At 73.0% G+C, this 13,146-nt stretch carries 12 protein-coding genes and 1 tRNA gene; 8 read left to right on the top strand and 5 right to left on the bottom strand.

The window, feature by feature from the left end:
* The first annotated feature begins 211 nt into the window (after positions 1-211).
* Positions 212-1,297 (top strand): S-(hydroxymethyl)mycothiol dehydrogenase, encoded by a 1,086-nt coding sequence (locus QMZ92_RS01750; protein WP_283295416.1) that lies wholly within the window; start codon positions 212-214, stop codon positions 1,295-1,297.
* Entirely contained in the window at positions 1,294-1,923 is a 630-nt protein-coding gene (locus QMZ92_RS01745; RefSeq protein WP_283295415.1) for an MBL fold metallo-hydrolase, read from the top strand. Before QMZ92_RS01750 ends, QMZ92_RS01745 begins: the two co-directional genes overlap by 4 nt.
* Here the strand turns inward: QMZ92_RS01745 and QMZ92_RS01740 are convergent.
* Positions 1,896-2,843, bottom strand: a complete 948-nt coding sequence (locus tag QMZ92_RS01740) for an RluA family pseudouridine synthase (protein WP_283295414.1) — start codon at positions 2,841-2,843, stop codon at positions 1,896-1,898. The genes QMZ92_RS01745 and QMZ92_RS01740 overlap by 28 nt on opposite strands.
* An 81-nt stretch (positions 2,844-2,924) precedes the next feature.
* Positions 2,925-3,012, bottom strand: a tRNA-Leu gene (locus tag QMZ92_RS01735).
* Between the two features lie 209 nt (positions 3,013-3,221).
* Here QMZ92_RS01735 and QMZ92_RS01730 point away from each other — a divergent pair.
* The 3 genes from QMZ92_RS01730 to QMZ92_RS01720 all read left to right on the top strand — a co-directional run bounded on the left by QMZ92_RS01730 (position 3,222) and on the right by QMZ92_RS01720 (position 5,919).
* A complete protein-coding gene (locus tag QMZ92_RS01730; protein WP_283295413.1) occupies positions 3,222-4,547 on the top strand; it encodes a M20/M25/M40 family metallo-hydrolase in 1,326 nt (441 codons plus the stop codon).
* Between the two features lie 246 nt (positions 4,548-4,793).
* Positions 4,794-5,027, top strand: a complete 234-nt coding sequence (gene chpH / locus QMZ92_RS01725) for a chaplin ChpH (RefSeq protein WP_093657249.1) — start codon at positions 4,794-4,796, stop codon at positions 5,025-5,027.
* Between the two features lie 136 nt (positions 5,028-5,163).
* A complete protein-coding gene (locus tag QMZ92_RS01720; RefSeq protein WP_283295412.1) occupies positions 5,164-5,919 on the top strand; it encodes a chaplin in 756 nt (251 codons plus the stop codon).
* A 67-nt stretch (positions 5,920-5,986) separates the two neighbouring features.
* On the opposite strand, the gene QMZ92_RS01715 is transcribed toward QMZ92_RS01720, so the two are convergent.
* Positions 5,987-6,175: a DUF5703 family protein gene (locus tag QMZ92_RS01715; protein ID WP_137990344.1), complete on the bottom strand. Its 189-nt coding sequence runs from the start codon at positions 6,173-6,175 to the stop codon at positions 5,987-5,989.
* 47 nt (positions 6,176-6,222) lie between these two features.
* Between QMZ92_RS01715 and QMZ92_RS01710 the strand changes: the two genes are divergently transcribed.
* Entirely contained in the window at positions 6,223-6,876 is a 654-nt protein-coding gene (locus tag QMZ92_RS01710) for a hypothetical protein (protein WP_283295411.1), read from the top strand.
* A 471-nt stretch (positions 6,877-7,347) separates the two neighbouring features.
* Here the strand turns inward: QMZ92_RS01710 and QMZ92_RS01705 are convergent, their stop codons facing one another.
* Positions 7,348-9,618, bottom strand: coding sequence for a helix-hairpin-helix domain-containing protein (locus QMZ92_RS01705; RefSeq protein ID WP_283295410.1), 2,271 nt, complete (start codon positions 9,616-9,618; stop codon positions 7,348-7,350).
* Positions 9,615-10,598 carry an aldo/keto reductase gene (locus QMZ92_RS01700; protein ID WP_283295409.1) on the bottom strand — a complete coding sequence of 328 codons (984 nt, stop codon included), beginning with the start codon at positions 10,596-10,598 and terminating at the stop codon, positions 9,615-9,617. The genes QMZ92_RS01705 and QMZ92_RS01700 overlap by 4 nt, the downstream gene beginning before the upstream one ends.
* A 179-nt stretch (positions 10,599-10,777) precedes the next feature.
* Between QMZ92_RS01700 and QMZ92_RS01695 the strand changes: the two genes are divergently transcribed.
* Both QMZ92_RS01695 and QMZ92_RS01690 read left to right on the top strand, forming a co-directional pair.
* Positions 10,778-11,827 carry an LLM class F420-dependent oxidoreductase gene (locus QMZ92_RS01695; RefSeq protein WP_283295408.1) on the top strand — a complete coding sequence of 350 codons (1,050 nt, stop codon included), beginning with the start codon at positions 10,778-10,780 and terminating at the stop codon, positions 11,825-11,827.
* A gap of 445 nt (positions 11,828-12,272) precedes the next feature.
* Positions 12,273-13,058: a ferritin-like domain-containing protein gene (locus tag QMZ92_RS01690; RefSeq protein ID WP_283295407.1), complete on the top strand. Its 786-nt coding sequence runs from the start codon at positions 12,273-12,275 to the stop codon at positions 13,056-13,058.
* Positions 13,059-13,146 lie beyond the last annotated feature (88 nt).

The following is a 13,146-nucleotide window of genomic DNA, read 5'->3' as shown; positions in this document are numbered from 1 at the left end:
GCCGGAACCGGCGGGGACCTCGCCGTTGCCCGGGAGCGCGCCGGCGGCGGTCCGGGTCCCCGGGTCTCCCGCCGATCCGGACCGCCCCGAGTGCCGGTCACCCGCGTTCCGCACGAGCAGGTGCCTTTCGGCACCCGGCGCGCACGGACCAACCCCTGCGCACGCCATAGTGGGTGGTGACGTCACTGCGCGAGGAAGGGCAGGTCCAGCAATGCCGCAGCAGGTGCAAGGTGTGGTCGCACCCGGGAAGAACGAACCGGTACGGGTCGAGACGATCGTCGTCCCCGACCCGGGACCCGGGGAAGCCGTGGTGAAGGTGCAGGCCTGCGGGGTCTGCCACACCGATCTGCACTACAAGCAGGGCGGGATCAACGACGACTTCCCGTTCCTCCTCGGCCACGAGGCGGCCGGCGTCGTCGAGTCGGTCGGCGACGGTGTGACCGAGGTCGAACCGGGCGACTACGTGATCCTCAACTGGCGGGCCGTGTGCGGCCACTGCCGCGCCTGCCGGCGAGGACGCCCCTGGTACTGCTTCGACACCCACAACGCCCGGCAGAGGATGACCCTCACGGACGGCACCGAACTGTCGCCCGCCCTGGGTATCGGCGCGTTCGCCGAGAAGACCCTCGTCGCCGCCGGCCAGTGCACCAAGGTGGACCCGGCGATCTCCCCGGCCGCCGCGGGCCTGCTCGGCTGCGGCGTGATGGCCGGCATCGGCGCCGCCGTCAACACCGGCCAGGTGGGCCGGGGGGACTCCGTGGCGGTCATCGGCTGCGGCGGTGTCGGCGACGGGGCGGTCGTGGGCGCACGACTGGCCGGGGCGACCCGGATCATCGCCGTCGACGTCGACGACCGGAAGCTGGAGACCGTCAGGACGATGGGCGCGACCCACACCGTCAACTCCCTTACCGGGGACCCTGTGGAAGCCATCCGCGAGCTGACGGACGGCTTCGGCGCGGACGTCGTGATCGACGCGGTCGGCCGGCCCGAGACGTACCGGCAGGCGTTCTACGCCCGCGACCTCGCCGGCACCGTCGTCCTCGTCGGCGTCCCCACTCCCGACATGAAGCTGGAACTGCCGCTCCTCGACGTCTTCGGCCGGGGTGGCGCGCTCAAGTCCTCCTGGTACGGGGACTGTCTGCCCTCCCGCGACTTCCCCACGCTCGTCGACCTGCACCTCCAGGGCCGGATCGACCTCGACGCCTTCGTCACGGAGACCATCGGACTCGGCGACGTGGAGAAGGCCTTCGCCCGGATGCACGCGGGCGACGTGCTGCGCTCGGTTGTGGTCCTGTGACCGCCCGCATCGACCACCTGGTCACCTCCGGCACCTTCTCCCTCGACGGCGGCACCTGGGAGGTCGACAACAACGTCTGGATCGTCGGCGACGACGAGGAGGCGATCGTCGTCGACGCGGCCCACGACGCCGACGCGATCCTCGCCGCCCTCGGCGGCCGGGCGCTGCGCGCCGTCGTCTGCACCCACGCGCACAACGACCACATCGATGCGGCCCCGGCGCTCGCCGAGGCCACCGGCGCGCCGGTCCTGCTGCACCCGGACGACCTCCCCCTGTGGAAGCAGACCCATCCCGGCCGGGCTCCCGACGGCGAACTCGCCGACGGGCAGACCCTGACCGTCGCCGGCACCGCACTGACCGTCCTGCACACCCCCGGCCACGCGCCCGGCGCGATCTGTCTCCACGCTCCCGAACTGGTCACCGTCCTCACCGGCGACACCCTGTTCCAGGGCGGCCCGGGAGCGACGGGCCGGTCGTTCTCCGACTTCCCGACGATCATCGACTCGGTCCGGGACCGGCTCCTGACGCTTCCACCGGAGACACTGGTCCGCCCCGGCCACGGAGGGACGACCACGATCGGCGTCGAGGCGCCGCACCTTCAGGAGTGGATCGACCGCGGCCACTGAGCGAGCCGCCGACGGCTGGTGAACCGGCGCGGCTCCCCGGTGACGGGGTCGGTGAACTCCAGTGTCCGTGCGAGCAGTTGGAGCGGACGCGAGAAGTCCTCCGGCCCCTCGGTCGGGAGCACCGTGGGGTACAGCGGGTCGTTCAGGATCGGCAGCCCCAGACCGCTCATGTGCACCCGCAGCTGATGGGTACGGCCGGTGGTCGGCAGCAGCCGGTACCGGCCCAGCCCTCCTCTCCGCTCCAGCAGCTCGATCCGGCTCTCGCTGTCGGGCTCGCCCGGAACCTCCCGCGCCGCGGGCACCCCGCGTTCCTTCTCGATGCGGCTGCGTACGGTCACGGGCAGGGCGACCTCCGGGTCGTACGGAGCCACCGCCTCGTACTCCTTGTGCACCCGGCGATCGCGGAACAGCGTCTGGTAGGCGCCGCGGTCGCCGGGCCGCACGACGAACAGCACGAGCCCTGCGGTGAGCCGGTCCAGCCGGTGCGCCGGCTGGAGCCCGGGCAGCCCCAGATCGCGCCGCAGCCGGGCCAGCGCGGTCTCCGTGACGTGGCTGCCGCGCGGTGTCGTCGCCAGGAAGTGCGGCTTGTCGGCGATCACCACCCGTTCGTCGCGGTGGACGATCCCGATCTCGAACGGTACCGGCGTCTCGGGCGCGAAGTCGCGGTGGAACCACACGTACCTCCCGGCGGTGTACGGCTCGTCCGCGGCGACCGGGCCGTCCGTGCCGACGAAGCGCCCGTCCCGCAGCATGGCGTCCACCCGCCCGGCGCCGACCGCCCCGGCGAACCGGTGCACGAGATGGTCCCGCACCGTGGGCCAGGCGCCGTCCGGGTCCTCGGGAAACCGCAGCCGCACCGGGTCGATCCCGTCCCGCTGCGGCAGCGGGGCCGCCGGCGCCGTCCGCCGTCCGCGTCCCACAGCTCCTCACCTCATCCCCGCACCGACCGGTACGCCGGCTCGACACAAACAAAAAACCCCAGCTCAGCTGGGGTTCTCTGATGGTGTCCGAGGGGGGACTTGAACCCCCACGCCCGATAAAGGGCACTAGCACCTCAAGCTAGCGCGTCTGCCATTCCGCCACCCGGACAAGGTGTCCGTCTCCCGGCCCTGGGCCGTTCCGACGTGGAAAACCATAGCAAACATTCGGGGGGTGCTCGATCACGCCCCCGTCCCCGGCAACCGGGGCCGGGCCGCCGCCTGCGACGGGCGTGTGTCGGCGGGCGGCCGCCCTTGGGGCGCGGCTCCGGGAGGGGGAGGATGTGGGGGACCAGCAGAGCGACAGCGGGAGGAATCAGCGTGAGCGAGACGGACACCGCCCGGAAGGTCTCCGGCGAGGACGAGGTCGTCGACCTCTGTCGCGATCTGATCCGGATCGACACCAGCAACTACGGCGACCACTCGGGCCCGGGCGAGCGGGCGGCCGCCGAGTACGTGGCGGAGAAGCTCGCCGAGGTCGGTCTGGAACCCAGGATCATCGAGTCGCACCCGGGCAGGGCCTCCGCGGTGGCCCGGATCGAGGGTGAGGACCCCTCCCGCCCGGCACTGCTCATCCACGGCCACACCGACGTCGTTCCGGCCAGCGCCGACGACTGGACCCACCACCCCTTCTCCGGGGAGATCGCCGACGGCTGCGTCTGGGGCCGGGGTGCGGTGGACATGAAGGACATGGACGCGATGACCCTCGCCGTCGTGCGCGACCGGCTGCGCAGCGGCCGCCGGCCCCCGCGCGACGTGGTGCTGGCGTTCCTCGCGGACGAGGAGGCGGGCGGCACGTACGGCGCCCGGCACCTCGTCGACCACCACCCCGATCTCTTCGAGGGGGTCACCGAGGCGATCGGCGAGGTCGGCGGCTTCTCCTTCACCGTCAACGAGAACCTGCGGCTCTACCTCGTCGAGACGGCCCAGAAGGGCATGCACTGGATGCGGCTCACGGTCGAGGGCACCGCCGGGCACGGCTCCATGACGAACCACGACAACGCCATCACCGAGCTCTGCGAGGCGGTCGGCCGGCTCGGCCGCCACACCTGGCCGGTGCGGGTGACCAAGACCGTGCGGTCCTTCCTGGACGAGCTGTCGGACGCGCTGGGCACCCCGCTCGACCCGGAGGACATGGAGGCGACCCTCGCCAAGCTCGGCGGCATCGCCAAGATGATCGGGGCCACGCTCCGCAACTCCGCCGCGCCCACCATGCTGGGCGCCGGCTACAAGGTGAACGTCATCCCGGGACAGGCGACCGCTCACGTGGACGGGCGCTTCCTGCCCGGCTACGAGGAGGAGTTCCTCGCCGACCTCGACCGGATCCTCGGCCCCCGGGTCCGCCGCGAGGACGTCCACGCCGACAAGGCGCTGGAGACGAGCTTCGACGGCGACCTCGTGGACGCCATGCAGTCGGCGCTGCGTGCCGAGGACCCGATCGCCCGGGCCGTGCCGTACATGCTCTCCGGCGGCACCGACGCCAAGTCCTTCGACGACCTCGGCATCCGCTGCTTCGGTTTCGCGCCGCTGAAACTGCCGCCGGAGCTGGACTTCGCCGGGATGTTCCACGGGGTGGACGAGCGCGTGCCGGTGGACGGCCTGAAGTTCGGCGTTCGGGTGCTGGACCGCTTCCTCGACGCGAGCTGAGCCGTCGAGGAGCAGGCCCGCCGAGGGCCGGGGTCAGGGCTCCGCCGCACTGCGGGGGGCCGTGCTGCGTCCCTCGGCGCGGGCGGGGTGGGCCCGTCGCGCGGAAGCGGTACGGCGGCATTCGTCCGCGCGTGCGCATATGACTGAAAAGGGTGAATGGGCTCATACGCTAGTAGCTCCATTAGCCCCTCCTCGTTACAGGTGTGCGGTCCGCAGTTGGGATCGCATTGCCAACTAGGAGGAATAATGATCAAGAAGGTCGTCGCTGCTGCGGCTGCCACCGGTGGTCTGGTTCTCGCGGGTGCGGGCATGGCCGTCGCCGACTCGGGTGCCCAGGGTGCCGCCGTGAACTCCCCTGGCGTGCTCTCGGGCAACGTCGTGCAGGTGCCCGTCCATGTGCCGGTGAACGTCTGTGGCAACACGATCTCCGTGATCGGTCTGCTGAACCCGGCCTTCGGCAACGTCTGCGTCAACGACTGACGTTGCGTCTCGCCCCTGTGAGGGATTGACCCGGCGGCCCCGGAGTGCGCGCCGTGCGCTCCGGGGCCGCCCGCATTCACCCCGCTCCCGGGCACGGTGCCCGGGCAGTCCGGACGTCAGAAGGCAGGAACCAGCTATGCGACAGGTCACGCGCAAAGGCCTGATCACCGTGGCGGCCGCGGGCGGCGTGCTCGTCCTCGGCAGCGGCTACGCACATGCGCACGGCGGCGCGGGGGCCCACGGCGGCGCCTCCGACTCCCCGGGCGTGCTCTCCGGGAACACGGTCCAGGTGCCGGTCCACGTCCCGGTGAACGTCTGCGGCAACACCGTCAACGTCATCGGCGCGCTGAACCCCGCGTTCGGCAACGGCTGCGCCGACACCTCGGAGGGCGCCGGCGAGGGCGGCGCCCACACCGAGGGTGCCACGTCGAACTCTCCCGGTGTCGGCTCCGGCAACACCGTTCAGGCGCCCGTCCATGTGCCCGTGAACGCCTGCGGCAACAGCGTGACGATCGGCGGGCTCGGCAACGGCGCGCTCGGCAACGAGTGCGGCAACGGCGACGGCGGCGGAAACCCCGGTGACCCCGGTGACCCCGGTGAGCCGAACGAGCCGAACGAGCCGAACGAGCCGAACGAGCCGAACGAGCCGAACGAGCCGAATGAGCCGGGTGAACCCGGAGAGCCCGGGACGCCCGTCCAGCCCGGTGAGCCGGGTACGCCGGTCGAGCCCACCACCCCGAACACGCCGGGTGCCAACACCGTCACACCGCCCAAGGCCACCGAGGAGCTCGCCCGGACCGGCGCCGGCTCGCTCGGCCTGGGGGCATCCTCGGCCGCCGGCCTGCTGCTCGGCGGAGCGCTCCTCTACCGCAAGGCCCGTGCCTCTGTGTGATGATGTGATGACACGACGGAGCGGACCCGCAAACGCGGGCCCGCTCCGTCCTTCGTGCAGCAGACAGTCACCAAGTGGCGCGCACCTGACGGATGATGCGACGGCGGAGCCGTACGCGGCGGCTGCCGTCACGGCGGAGAGTCAGCCTGTCCAACTCCCAGTGTCCGTATTCGGCATGGTCGGTCAGCAGACGGGTGGCCTCCTTGCGGGAGACCCCGCGAGGCACGTACACGTCGACAAATTCGTATTCCGGCATCGCATCTATTGTGCGGGCACGGGCCGACTACGGATAGCGTCTGCACTATGTCTGATGCATCCGCTCCTGCGCAGCCCACGGCTGCCGAGGTCCGCGCCGCCGCCGAGGCGGTCAAAGCCGCGCTGGACCGCCACCTCGAAGCGGTCGAACGCCGCACGGGAGAGGACGACCCGGCGGTGTACGCGGCCTTCAACGCCCTTGCCGCCGCGGCCGAGGCGTACGACGAGCGGCTGTACGACCGCTATGACGAGGTCACCCCCTTCGAGATCCCCGGCGCGGACGACTCGATGCCGCCGTACACGGGTCCGGACGAACCGAACGCGCTGAGTGTTCTCATCCGACGCGACTACGCCGTCGTGGAGCCTCAGCGTCTGCTCGCACAGGCCCAGCGGATCGCGGATCTCGACCGGGACGAGAACGCGGACGACACCTCCGCGGCGGTCGTGGGGGCGAGTGTGCACGCCGCGCTGGGGGTGCTGTTCGGCGAGTTCGAGCCGGACGAGATCGCGTCGCGGCACAAGGAGTTCGGCCTGGAGGAGGGCGACTCCACCCTGTGGGTCGCCGCCGCCGATGAACTCCCCGAGCCCGGCGAATGGCTCAGCACTCCCTTCGACCAGGCGGACCCGGAGCGTGTCGTCTGCCGCTTCGACGTCAGCTCCGTCTTCGACGAGGAGGACCTGGACGACCTCCACTCCGCGTGAGCGGAACCGCGCGGTGTGTCGCGCGGGACCCGCTGCGACCGTCCGTCTCCGCGCGGTGTCTCGCCGCTCCGTGCCGTGTGGGCGGAAGCCGGGTCGGCGGCCCGCCCGTCCGCGTCCGCAGCAACGGGCGGCCCCGCCCACCCGCGGACCTGGGCGCCGTGTCACCTTCAGGCGTCCCGGGCGAAGCCGTTCACGGCGGTGCAGGGCCGCCGGCTGAGGCTCACCCGGGCGCCGTCACACCGTGCCCTGCCGCGAGAGGAATGCGTGCACGGGCCGTGGTGGGTGCCGTTCGCGCTCGGTCGGGGCCTGGTGGCGCCGTGCGTGGCGGTGGCGCCCAGTGGTGGGGACGCTCACGCCCGGGGTGCGGGTGGGTGGGGCGGCGGTGCCCGGCGGGGCGGCCGCTCACACCCGGGTGAGCGCCTTCGCCGGGGTGTCGCCTCGTATCGCACCCCGCCCGCGCGCCGTATCCACTCAGGTGCCGGCGGCCTCTTCGCCCGGCGCGAGCAGGTTCTCCAGAAGCGGGCGCAGCCGGGTCGTCCGGTGCTCGGACGGGATATCGGCCACCGCGCGCGCCAGGGCCTGCTCCACTCCGTGGACCACGGACAGATGGCGCTCCCCGCGGCTGAACGCCGTGTAGACCCAGGGGCGGCTGAGGCCCTGTGCCGCGTCCCCCGGCAGCACCACGACGACCGCGGGCCAGCGCATCCCGGCCGCCTGGTGCGCCGTGAGCGCCCAGCCGTGCCGGAGCGTCGACTCCACCAGGTCCTTCGGGACGAGGACGGCCCTGCCCTCGCAGTCGACGCGCAGCCCCTCCGCGTCGGCCGAGACCACCGTGCCGGTCAGGGTTCGCCCGGGGGCTGGGGCGTAGGCGACACGGTCGGCCGGGTCGAAGCCGCCGAATCGGCCGGGACCGGGGTTGAACCGCTCCTTGAGGGCGGCGTTGAGCGCCCTCGTGCCCGCGGAGCCTCCATGGCCGACCGTGATGACCTGGGTATCGGCCGACGGCACCCCGATCGCCCTCGGGACCGAGTCGGCGACCAGCTGGACCGTACGGTGCACGGCCTCGCCCGCGTCCCGCACCGGAACGATCACGACCTCCTTGCCGGGGGCCTCGACCCGGTTGAGTTCGCCGACGCCGATCCCGGAGACCAGCTCGCCCAGTGGCCCGGGATCGGGCGTGCGGGAGGCGACGACCGGGCACACCCGGGCCGCCAGTACATCGGCGAACACCCGACCCGCGCCGGCCGACCACAGCACACCCGGGTCCCCGCTCAGCACCAGCCGGCACCCGTCCGGCAGTGACTCCACCAGCACGGCCGCGGTCTCGACGTCGAGCTGCGGCGCGTCGAGCACCGCGAGCAGATCCACGGCCAGCGTCCCGTCCTCGTCCCGGCCGGGGCCCTCGGAGCCGGAGAGCAGCCCCCCTACCGTGACCGCGCCCGCACCCAGCCCGCGCCGGCCGTTCTCGCCGTGCGCGGCGGCGACCGCCCGCAGACCGAGGGCGCGGGCGGCCTCCACCAGGGCGGCCGGCTCGGCGCGGGCCGCCGTGCCGCCCGTGTGCGCGACCAGGCCGTGCCCGGCGGCGGCACGGACGAGCTCCGCGGTCGACGGTGACCCCGCGGCCCCGGCGGCCTCCTCCCAGGACGCCGGCTGCGCGGTCTTGACCAGCCGGGCCAGACCGTCGGCGAGGCTCTCCTCCGCCAGGGCGTACCGGTCCAGGCCCAGCAGGACCGGGACCGTCGCCTGCGGCCCGGATTCCTCCCCGGCCTCCGGCGCCCCGTGCTCTTCAGGCCCTCCGGGGCCCTCGGCCTCCTCCGGTTCCACGGCGTCGACGCCGTCCTGGAAGACCAGCACGACCCCCTCGGCGATGGCGTGCTGCAACGCCTCGTCCGGGTCCGGCACCGAGTGTCCGGCGAGCGCCGTACGCACCGCCGCGGAGTCCAGAGCCGTGTGCCCCCGGAGCGCGGCACGCTCCAGCAGCCAGCCGACCAGTGCCGCGGCCCGCCGGCCGTCGTCCGGCCGGCACTCCGCGCCCAGCAGGGCCCGGGCGAAACCGTCCGCCTGCTCCGGCTGCACCCCGGGCACCGCCAGCAGCCGCCAGGGGTCCTCCCGGAGCGCGTCGGCCGCCTGCTCACCGAGCACTCCGGCTACCCGGGCGGCCAGGCCCTCCGGCGCACCGCCCGACACCAGGACCTCCAGAACGGCCGCCACCGTGCCCGGATCGACCCGCTGCCGTGCGGGCCCGGGCGCCGGCACCCTCGGCCGTCCCTGCCCGGCCACCGACGTCGGAGCCGGCTTCCTCGGCGCGGCGGAGGCGTCGAAGAACGCGCCCGACGGCTTGGCGCCGCTTTCCACGGCCCGCACCGCCGCCAGAAGATCGGCCGCGGTACCGCTCAGCTTCCCGCCGGCTGCGATCGGCCCGGCCTTCTCGGCCTTGCGCTTCTCGATCCGTGACCGCAACTCCCGTTGCGCGGCCAGCTCCGCCTGGGCCTCGGACGCTCCGGCGTCCCCGGCGGCCTCGCCGTCGACGGTGCTCCCGGCCCCGGAGGGATCCTCGGCGGAGGGATCCTCCGCGACTCCTCCGCCGTCCGCCGCGGCACCGGGTACCTGGTCCGGCTCCGTCCCGGCACTTCGCCGTTCCGCGGTGACGGGCGTGCCCGGACCGGAGTCCCCGGGTGCGGAGCCCTCGGACGCGGGGTCCTCGGCGGGGGTGCCGGGGCTCGCCCCGGGAAGCGCAGTCACAGCGTGCTCCAGTCCTGATCGGGATAGCGGTGCACGGGTGCCGACACGTCGTCCAGCGCCCGGCAGATCTCGTCAGGAAGACTAAGACCCTCCACTGACAACGCCTGCGTGAGCTGCTGCGCGTTGCGGGCGCCGACGATCGGCGCCACCACGCCCGGCCGGTCGCGGACCCAGGCGAGCGCCACTTCGAGCGGGGTCGTCGCCAGCCCGTCCGCGGCCGTGGCGACCGCGTCCACGACGCGCGTCGCCGACTCGTCCAGGTACGGCTCCACGAAGGCGGCCAGCTGCTCCGACGCCCCGCGCGAGTCCGCGGGCGTCGCATGCCGGTACTTGCCCGTGAGCACACCGCGGCCCAGCGGGGACGACGGCAGCAACCCCACGCCGAGGTCCCGCGCCGCGGGCAGCACCTCCCGCTCGACGCCGCGCTGCAGCAGCGAGTACTCCATCTGCGTGCCGGCGAGACGGGTCCGTGTGCCCGGCACGGCGAGCTGCCACGTGGCGGCCTTCGCGAGCTGCCAGCCGCAGAAGCCCGACACCCCCGCGTAGCGCGCGCGGCCGCTGCTCACCGCGATGTCGAGCGCCTGGAGCGTCTCCTCCAGCGGTGTGTGCGGGTCGAAGCCGTGGACCTGCCACAGGTCCACGTGGTCGGTGCCCAGCCGCTCCAGCGAGGCGTCCAGGGCCGTCAGCAGATGACCGCGCGAACCGTCGAACCGCCGCATGGGGTCGAGCACGCTGCCGGCCTTCGTGGCGATGACCAGATCGCGCCGCGGAACCAGCCGTTCCAGCAGCCGGCCGAGCAGGTACTCCGCCTCGCCGCCGCCGTACACGTCCGCCGTGTCGACCAGCGTGCCGCCCGCGTCCCAGAAGGCCTTCAGCTGGTCGGCAGCGTCGTGCTCGCCGGTGTCCCGCCCCCATGTGAGGGTGCCGAGCCCGATCCGGGACACGCGCAGGCCGGTACGGCCGAGTTGCCTCTGCTCCATGGGCGCGAGATTACTGGCCACGGCCCCACCCGGAGCGACCCCGTGGACAACTCGCCAGCGCAGCCGTCGCCGGGCCGCCCCTGACGTGACGCCGCTTCCCGCGCTAGAGTCCGCGACAAGGACGTTACTCATCGGTAAATCGGTACATCCGAAGCACACGGAGCGGTAAGGGGAGCGGTATGCGGCTGGGCATCAACCTCGGCTACTGGGGCGCGGGCATGGACGGCGACAACCTCGCCGTCGCCCAGGAGGCGGACCGTCTCGGCTACGACGTCTGCTGGGCCGCCGAAGCGTACGGCTCCGACGCGCCGACGGTCCTCTCCTGGGTCGCCGCCCAGACCGAGAGCATCGACGTGGGCTCCGCGATCCTCCAGATCCCCGCCCGCCAGCCGGCGATGACGGCGATGACCGCCGCCACCCTGGACTCGCTCTCCGGCGGCAGGTTCCGCCTCGGCCTGGGCGTCTCGGGACCGCAGGTGTCGGAGGGCTGGTACGGCGTCAAGTTCGACAAGCCCCTCGCCCGCACCCGCGAGTACGTGGAGATCGTCCGCAAGGCGATGACCCGCGAGCGCCTGACCTACGAGGGCGAGCACTGGACGCTCCCGCTCCCCGGCGGTCCGGGCAAGCCCATCAAGCTGACCGTCCACCCCGAGCGCGAGCGCATCCCGCTGTACATCGCCGCCATCGGCCCCAAGAACCTGGAGCAGACCGGCGAGATCGCCGACGGCGCACTGCTGATCTTCCCCTCCGCCGAGCACCTCGAGGACACCGCGATCCGGTACATCCGCGCGGGCCGCGAGAAGGTCGGCAGGACGATGGACGGCTTCGACGTCTGCCCCACGGTGCCGCTCGCGGTCGGTGACGACGTCCGGGCCCTCGCCGACATGTTCCGCCCGTACACCGCGCTGTACGTCGGCGGGATGGGCAGCCGGAAGCAGAACTTCTACAACCAACTGGCCCAGCGCATGGGCTACGAGAAGGAAGCCGCGGAGATCCAGGACAAGTACCTCGCCGGGGACAAGGCCGGCGCGGCGGCGGCCGTGCCGCACGAGCTGATCGACTCCACCGCCCTGCTGGGCACCGTCGACCGGATCGCGGACCGCATGCGGGCCTACGCCGCCGCCGGCGTGACCACCCTGACCCTCGCCCCGGCCGGCTTCACCCTGGAAGAGCGGCTGACCGCCCTGCGGGCCGGCACCGAGGCCCTGGAGCGCGCCGGACTGGCGTAACGGGCCTGCGTTCGGACCGGACCCGCCCGGCGGTGTACGGCCCGAACGCGGGGCGGGCTCTCCCGCCGGGCGGGCGGGGGCGCCGGTCGCCGGTCACCAACCGTCCGCCGCGGGCGGCGCCGGACATGCCTGCGGCCGTGGTGGGGGCTCGGGGTCATCCCCGCCACGGCCGTCACGAGGTCTAACGCCTCACCTCGTCCTCGGTCACGCCCCGGACGCGGTGCATCGGCGACATGCCGGCGCCGGGCGTCGTCGGACCGGTCCGCGCCCGCCGTCCGCCTCCGGCGGGGGAACGCCCGTCCGTCCGCCCGTGGTCGGTATGCCCTTGTACTCCTTCTTTCGGCGGAGTCGCCCCGCTCACCTGTTGCCTGTCCGTCCGGTCCGCATTTGACTCGTTCTCTGCGGACGCCCGTCGCCCACGGGGTGCCTCACGGAGGTGGCAGTGATGCTCTCGGCCCGAAGCCTTTTCCAGGAGATCCTGGAGAACGACGATTCCTACCAGCTCTTCTGTTCGATCGCGGCCAGCGGTGAGGCCCAGGGCGGCTGGGAGAACGGCCGCATCGCCGCGCTCGTGCCCGACACCATGCGGGCGCTCGCGCCGAAGATCACCCGGCACGGCGCGGACGAGGACAAGCACGGCCGGATCTTCAACGCCCTGCTGAGGAAGCGGGGTCTGGACCCGGTCTGCGTCCCGCCCGAGACCGACTACACGATGCTCCTGGAGCGGCAGGGGATCGGACTGGCGCACGAAAAGCTGCGCCGCGACGAACGGCTCACCGAGCGGGACATCGTCGTCTACCTCTCGCACAGCCGGGTCACCGAGCAGCGCGCCGCCGACCAGATGGACATGCTGGTGAGGTTCTTCGGCGACCACCCCGAGGTCGGCAGGGCCGTCAGGCAGATCTGCAACGACGAGGACAACCATCTCTCCTACTGCCACGAGGAACTGCTCCGCCTCGCCCGCGCCGGGCACGGGCGCGCCATCCAGGGCACCCTGCGTGAGTGCGCCCTCACCGAGATCGCCGTCTACCGGGACGTCAGCCTCGCGGTCATGGCCCACATGGGGCGGATCCTGAAATGGCCCAGGTCCAAGTCGGCGGTGCTCGCCGGCGGTATCCACGCCCTGTACGCCTTCGAACGCGCCGGTGGCTGGCGGCGCATGGTCACGCTCAGGATGCCCGAGCGCCGCGACGCCCTCGGCGGTCCCGCGACCACGGCCCCCGTCGTCTGAGGCCCGGCGGGGCCTGGAGCCGATGCCGGTGACATCGCGGCGCTCCGGCGCCGGCCGCCCGCACTTCGTTGCGGGCCGTCCGCGTGCG

The organism is Streptomyces sp. HNM0645 (genome assembly GCF_030056615.1).
In the GTDB taxonomy this organism is placed as follows: Bacteria; Actinomycetota; Actinomycetes; order Streptomycetales; family Streptomycetaceae; genus Streptomyces; species Streptomyces marianii.
The sequence above is the reverse complement of the archived record's forward strand: the minus strand, read 5'-3'. Positions and strand labels throughout refer to the sequence as shown.

Excerpts from the sequence above, each read along its gene's own strand:
- QMZ92_RS01710 (WP_283295411.1), top strand. The coding sequence starts at position 6,223 with ATGTCTGATGCATCCGCTCCTGCGCAGCCCACGGCTGCCGAGGTCCGC.
- QMZ92_RS01715 (WP_137990344.1), bottom strand. The coding sequence starts at position 6,175 with ATGCCGGAATACGAATTTGTCGACGTGTACGTGCCTCGCGGGGTCTCC.
- QMZ92_RS01690 (WP_283295407.1), top strand. The coding sequence starts at position 12,273 with ATGCTCTCGGCCCGAAGCCTTTTCCAGGAGATCCTGGAGAACGACGAT.
- QMZ92_RS01695 (WP_283295408.1), top strand. The coding sequence starts at position 10,778 with ATGCGGCTGGGCATCAACCTCGGCTACTGGGGCGCGGGCATGGACGGC.
- QMZ92_RS01750 (WP_283295416.1), top strand. The coding sequence starts at position 212 with ATGCCGCAGCAGGTGCAAGGTGTGGTCGCACCCGGGAAGAACGAACCG.
- QMZ92_RS01700 (WP_283295409.1), bottom strand. The coding sequence starts at position 10,598 with ATGGAGCAGAGGCAACTCGGCCGTACCGGCCTGCGCGTGTCCCGGATC.
- chpH (WP_093657249.1), top strand. The coding sequence starts at position 4,794 with ATGATCAAGAAGGTCGTCGCTGCTGCGGCTGCCACCGGTGGTCTGGTT.
- QMZ92_RS01720 (WP_283295412.1), top strand. The coding sequence starts at position 5,164 with ATGCGACAGGTCACGCGCAAAGGCCTGATCACCGTGGCGGCCGCGGGC.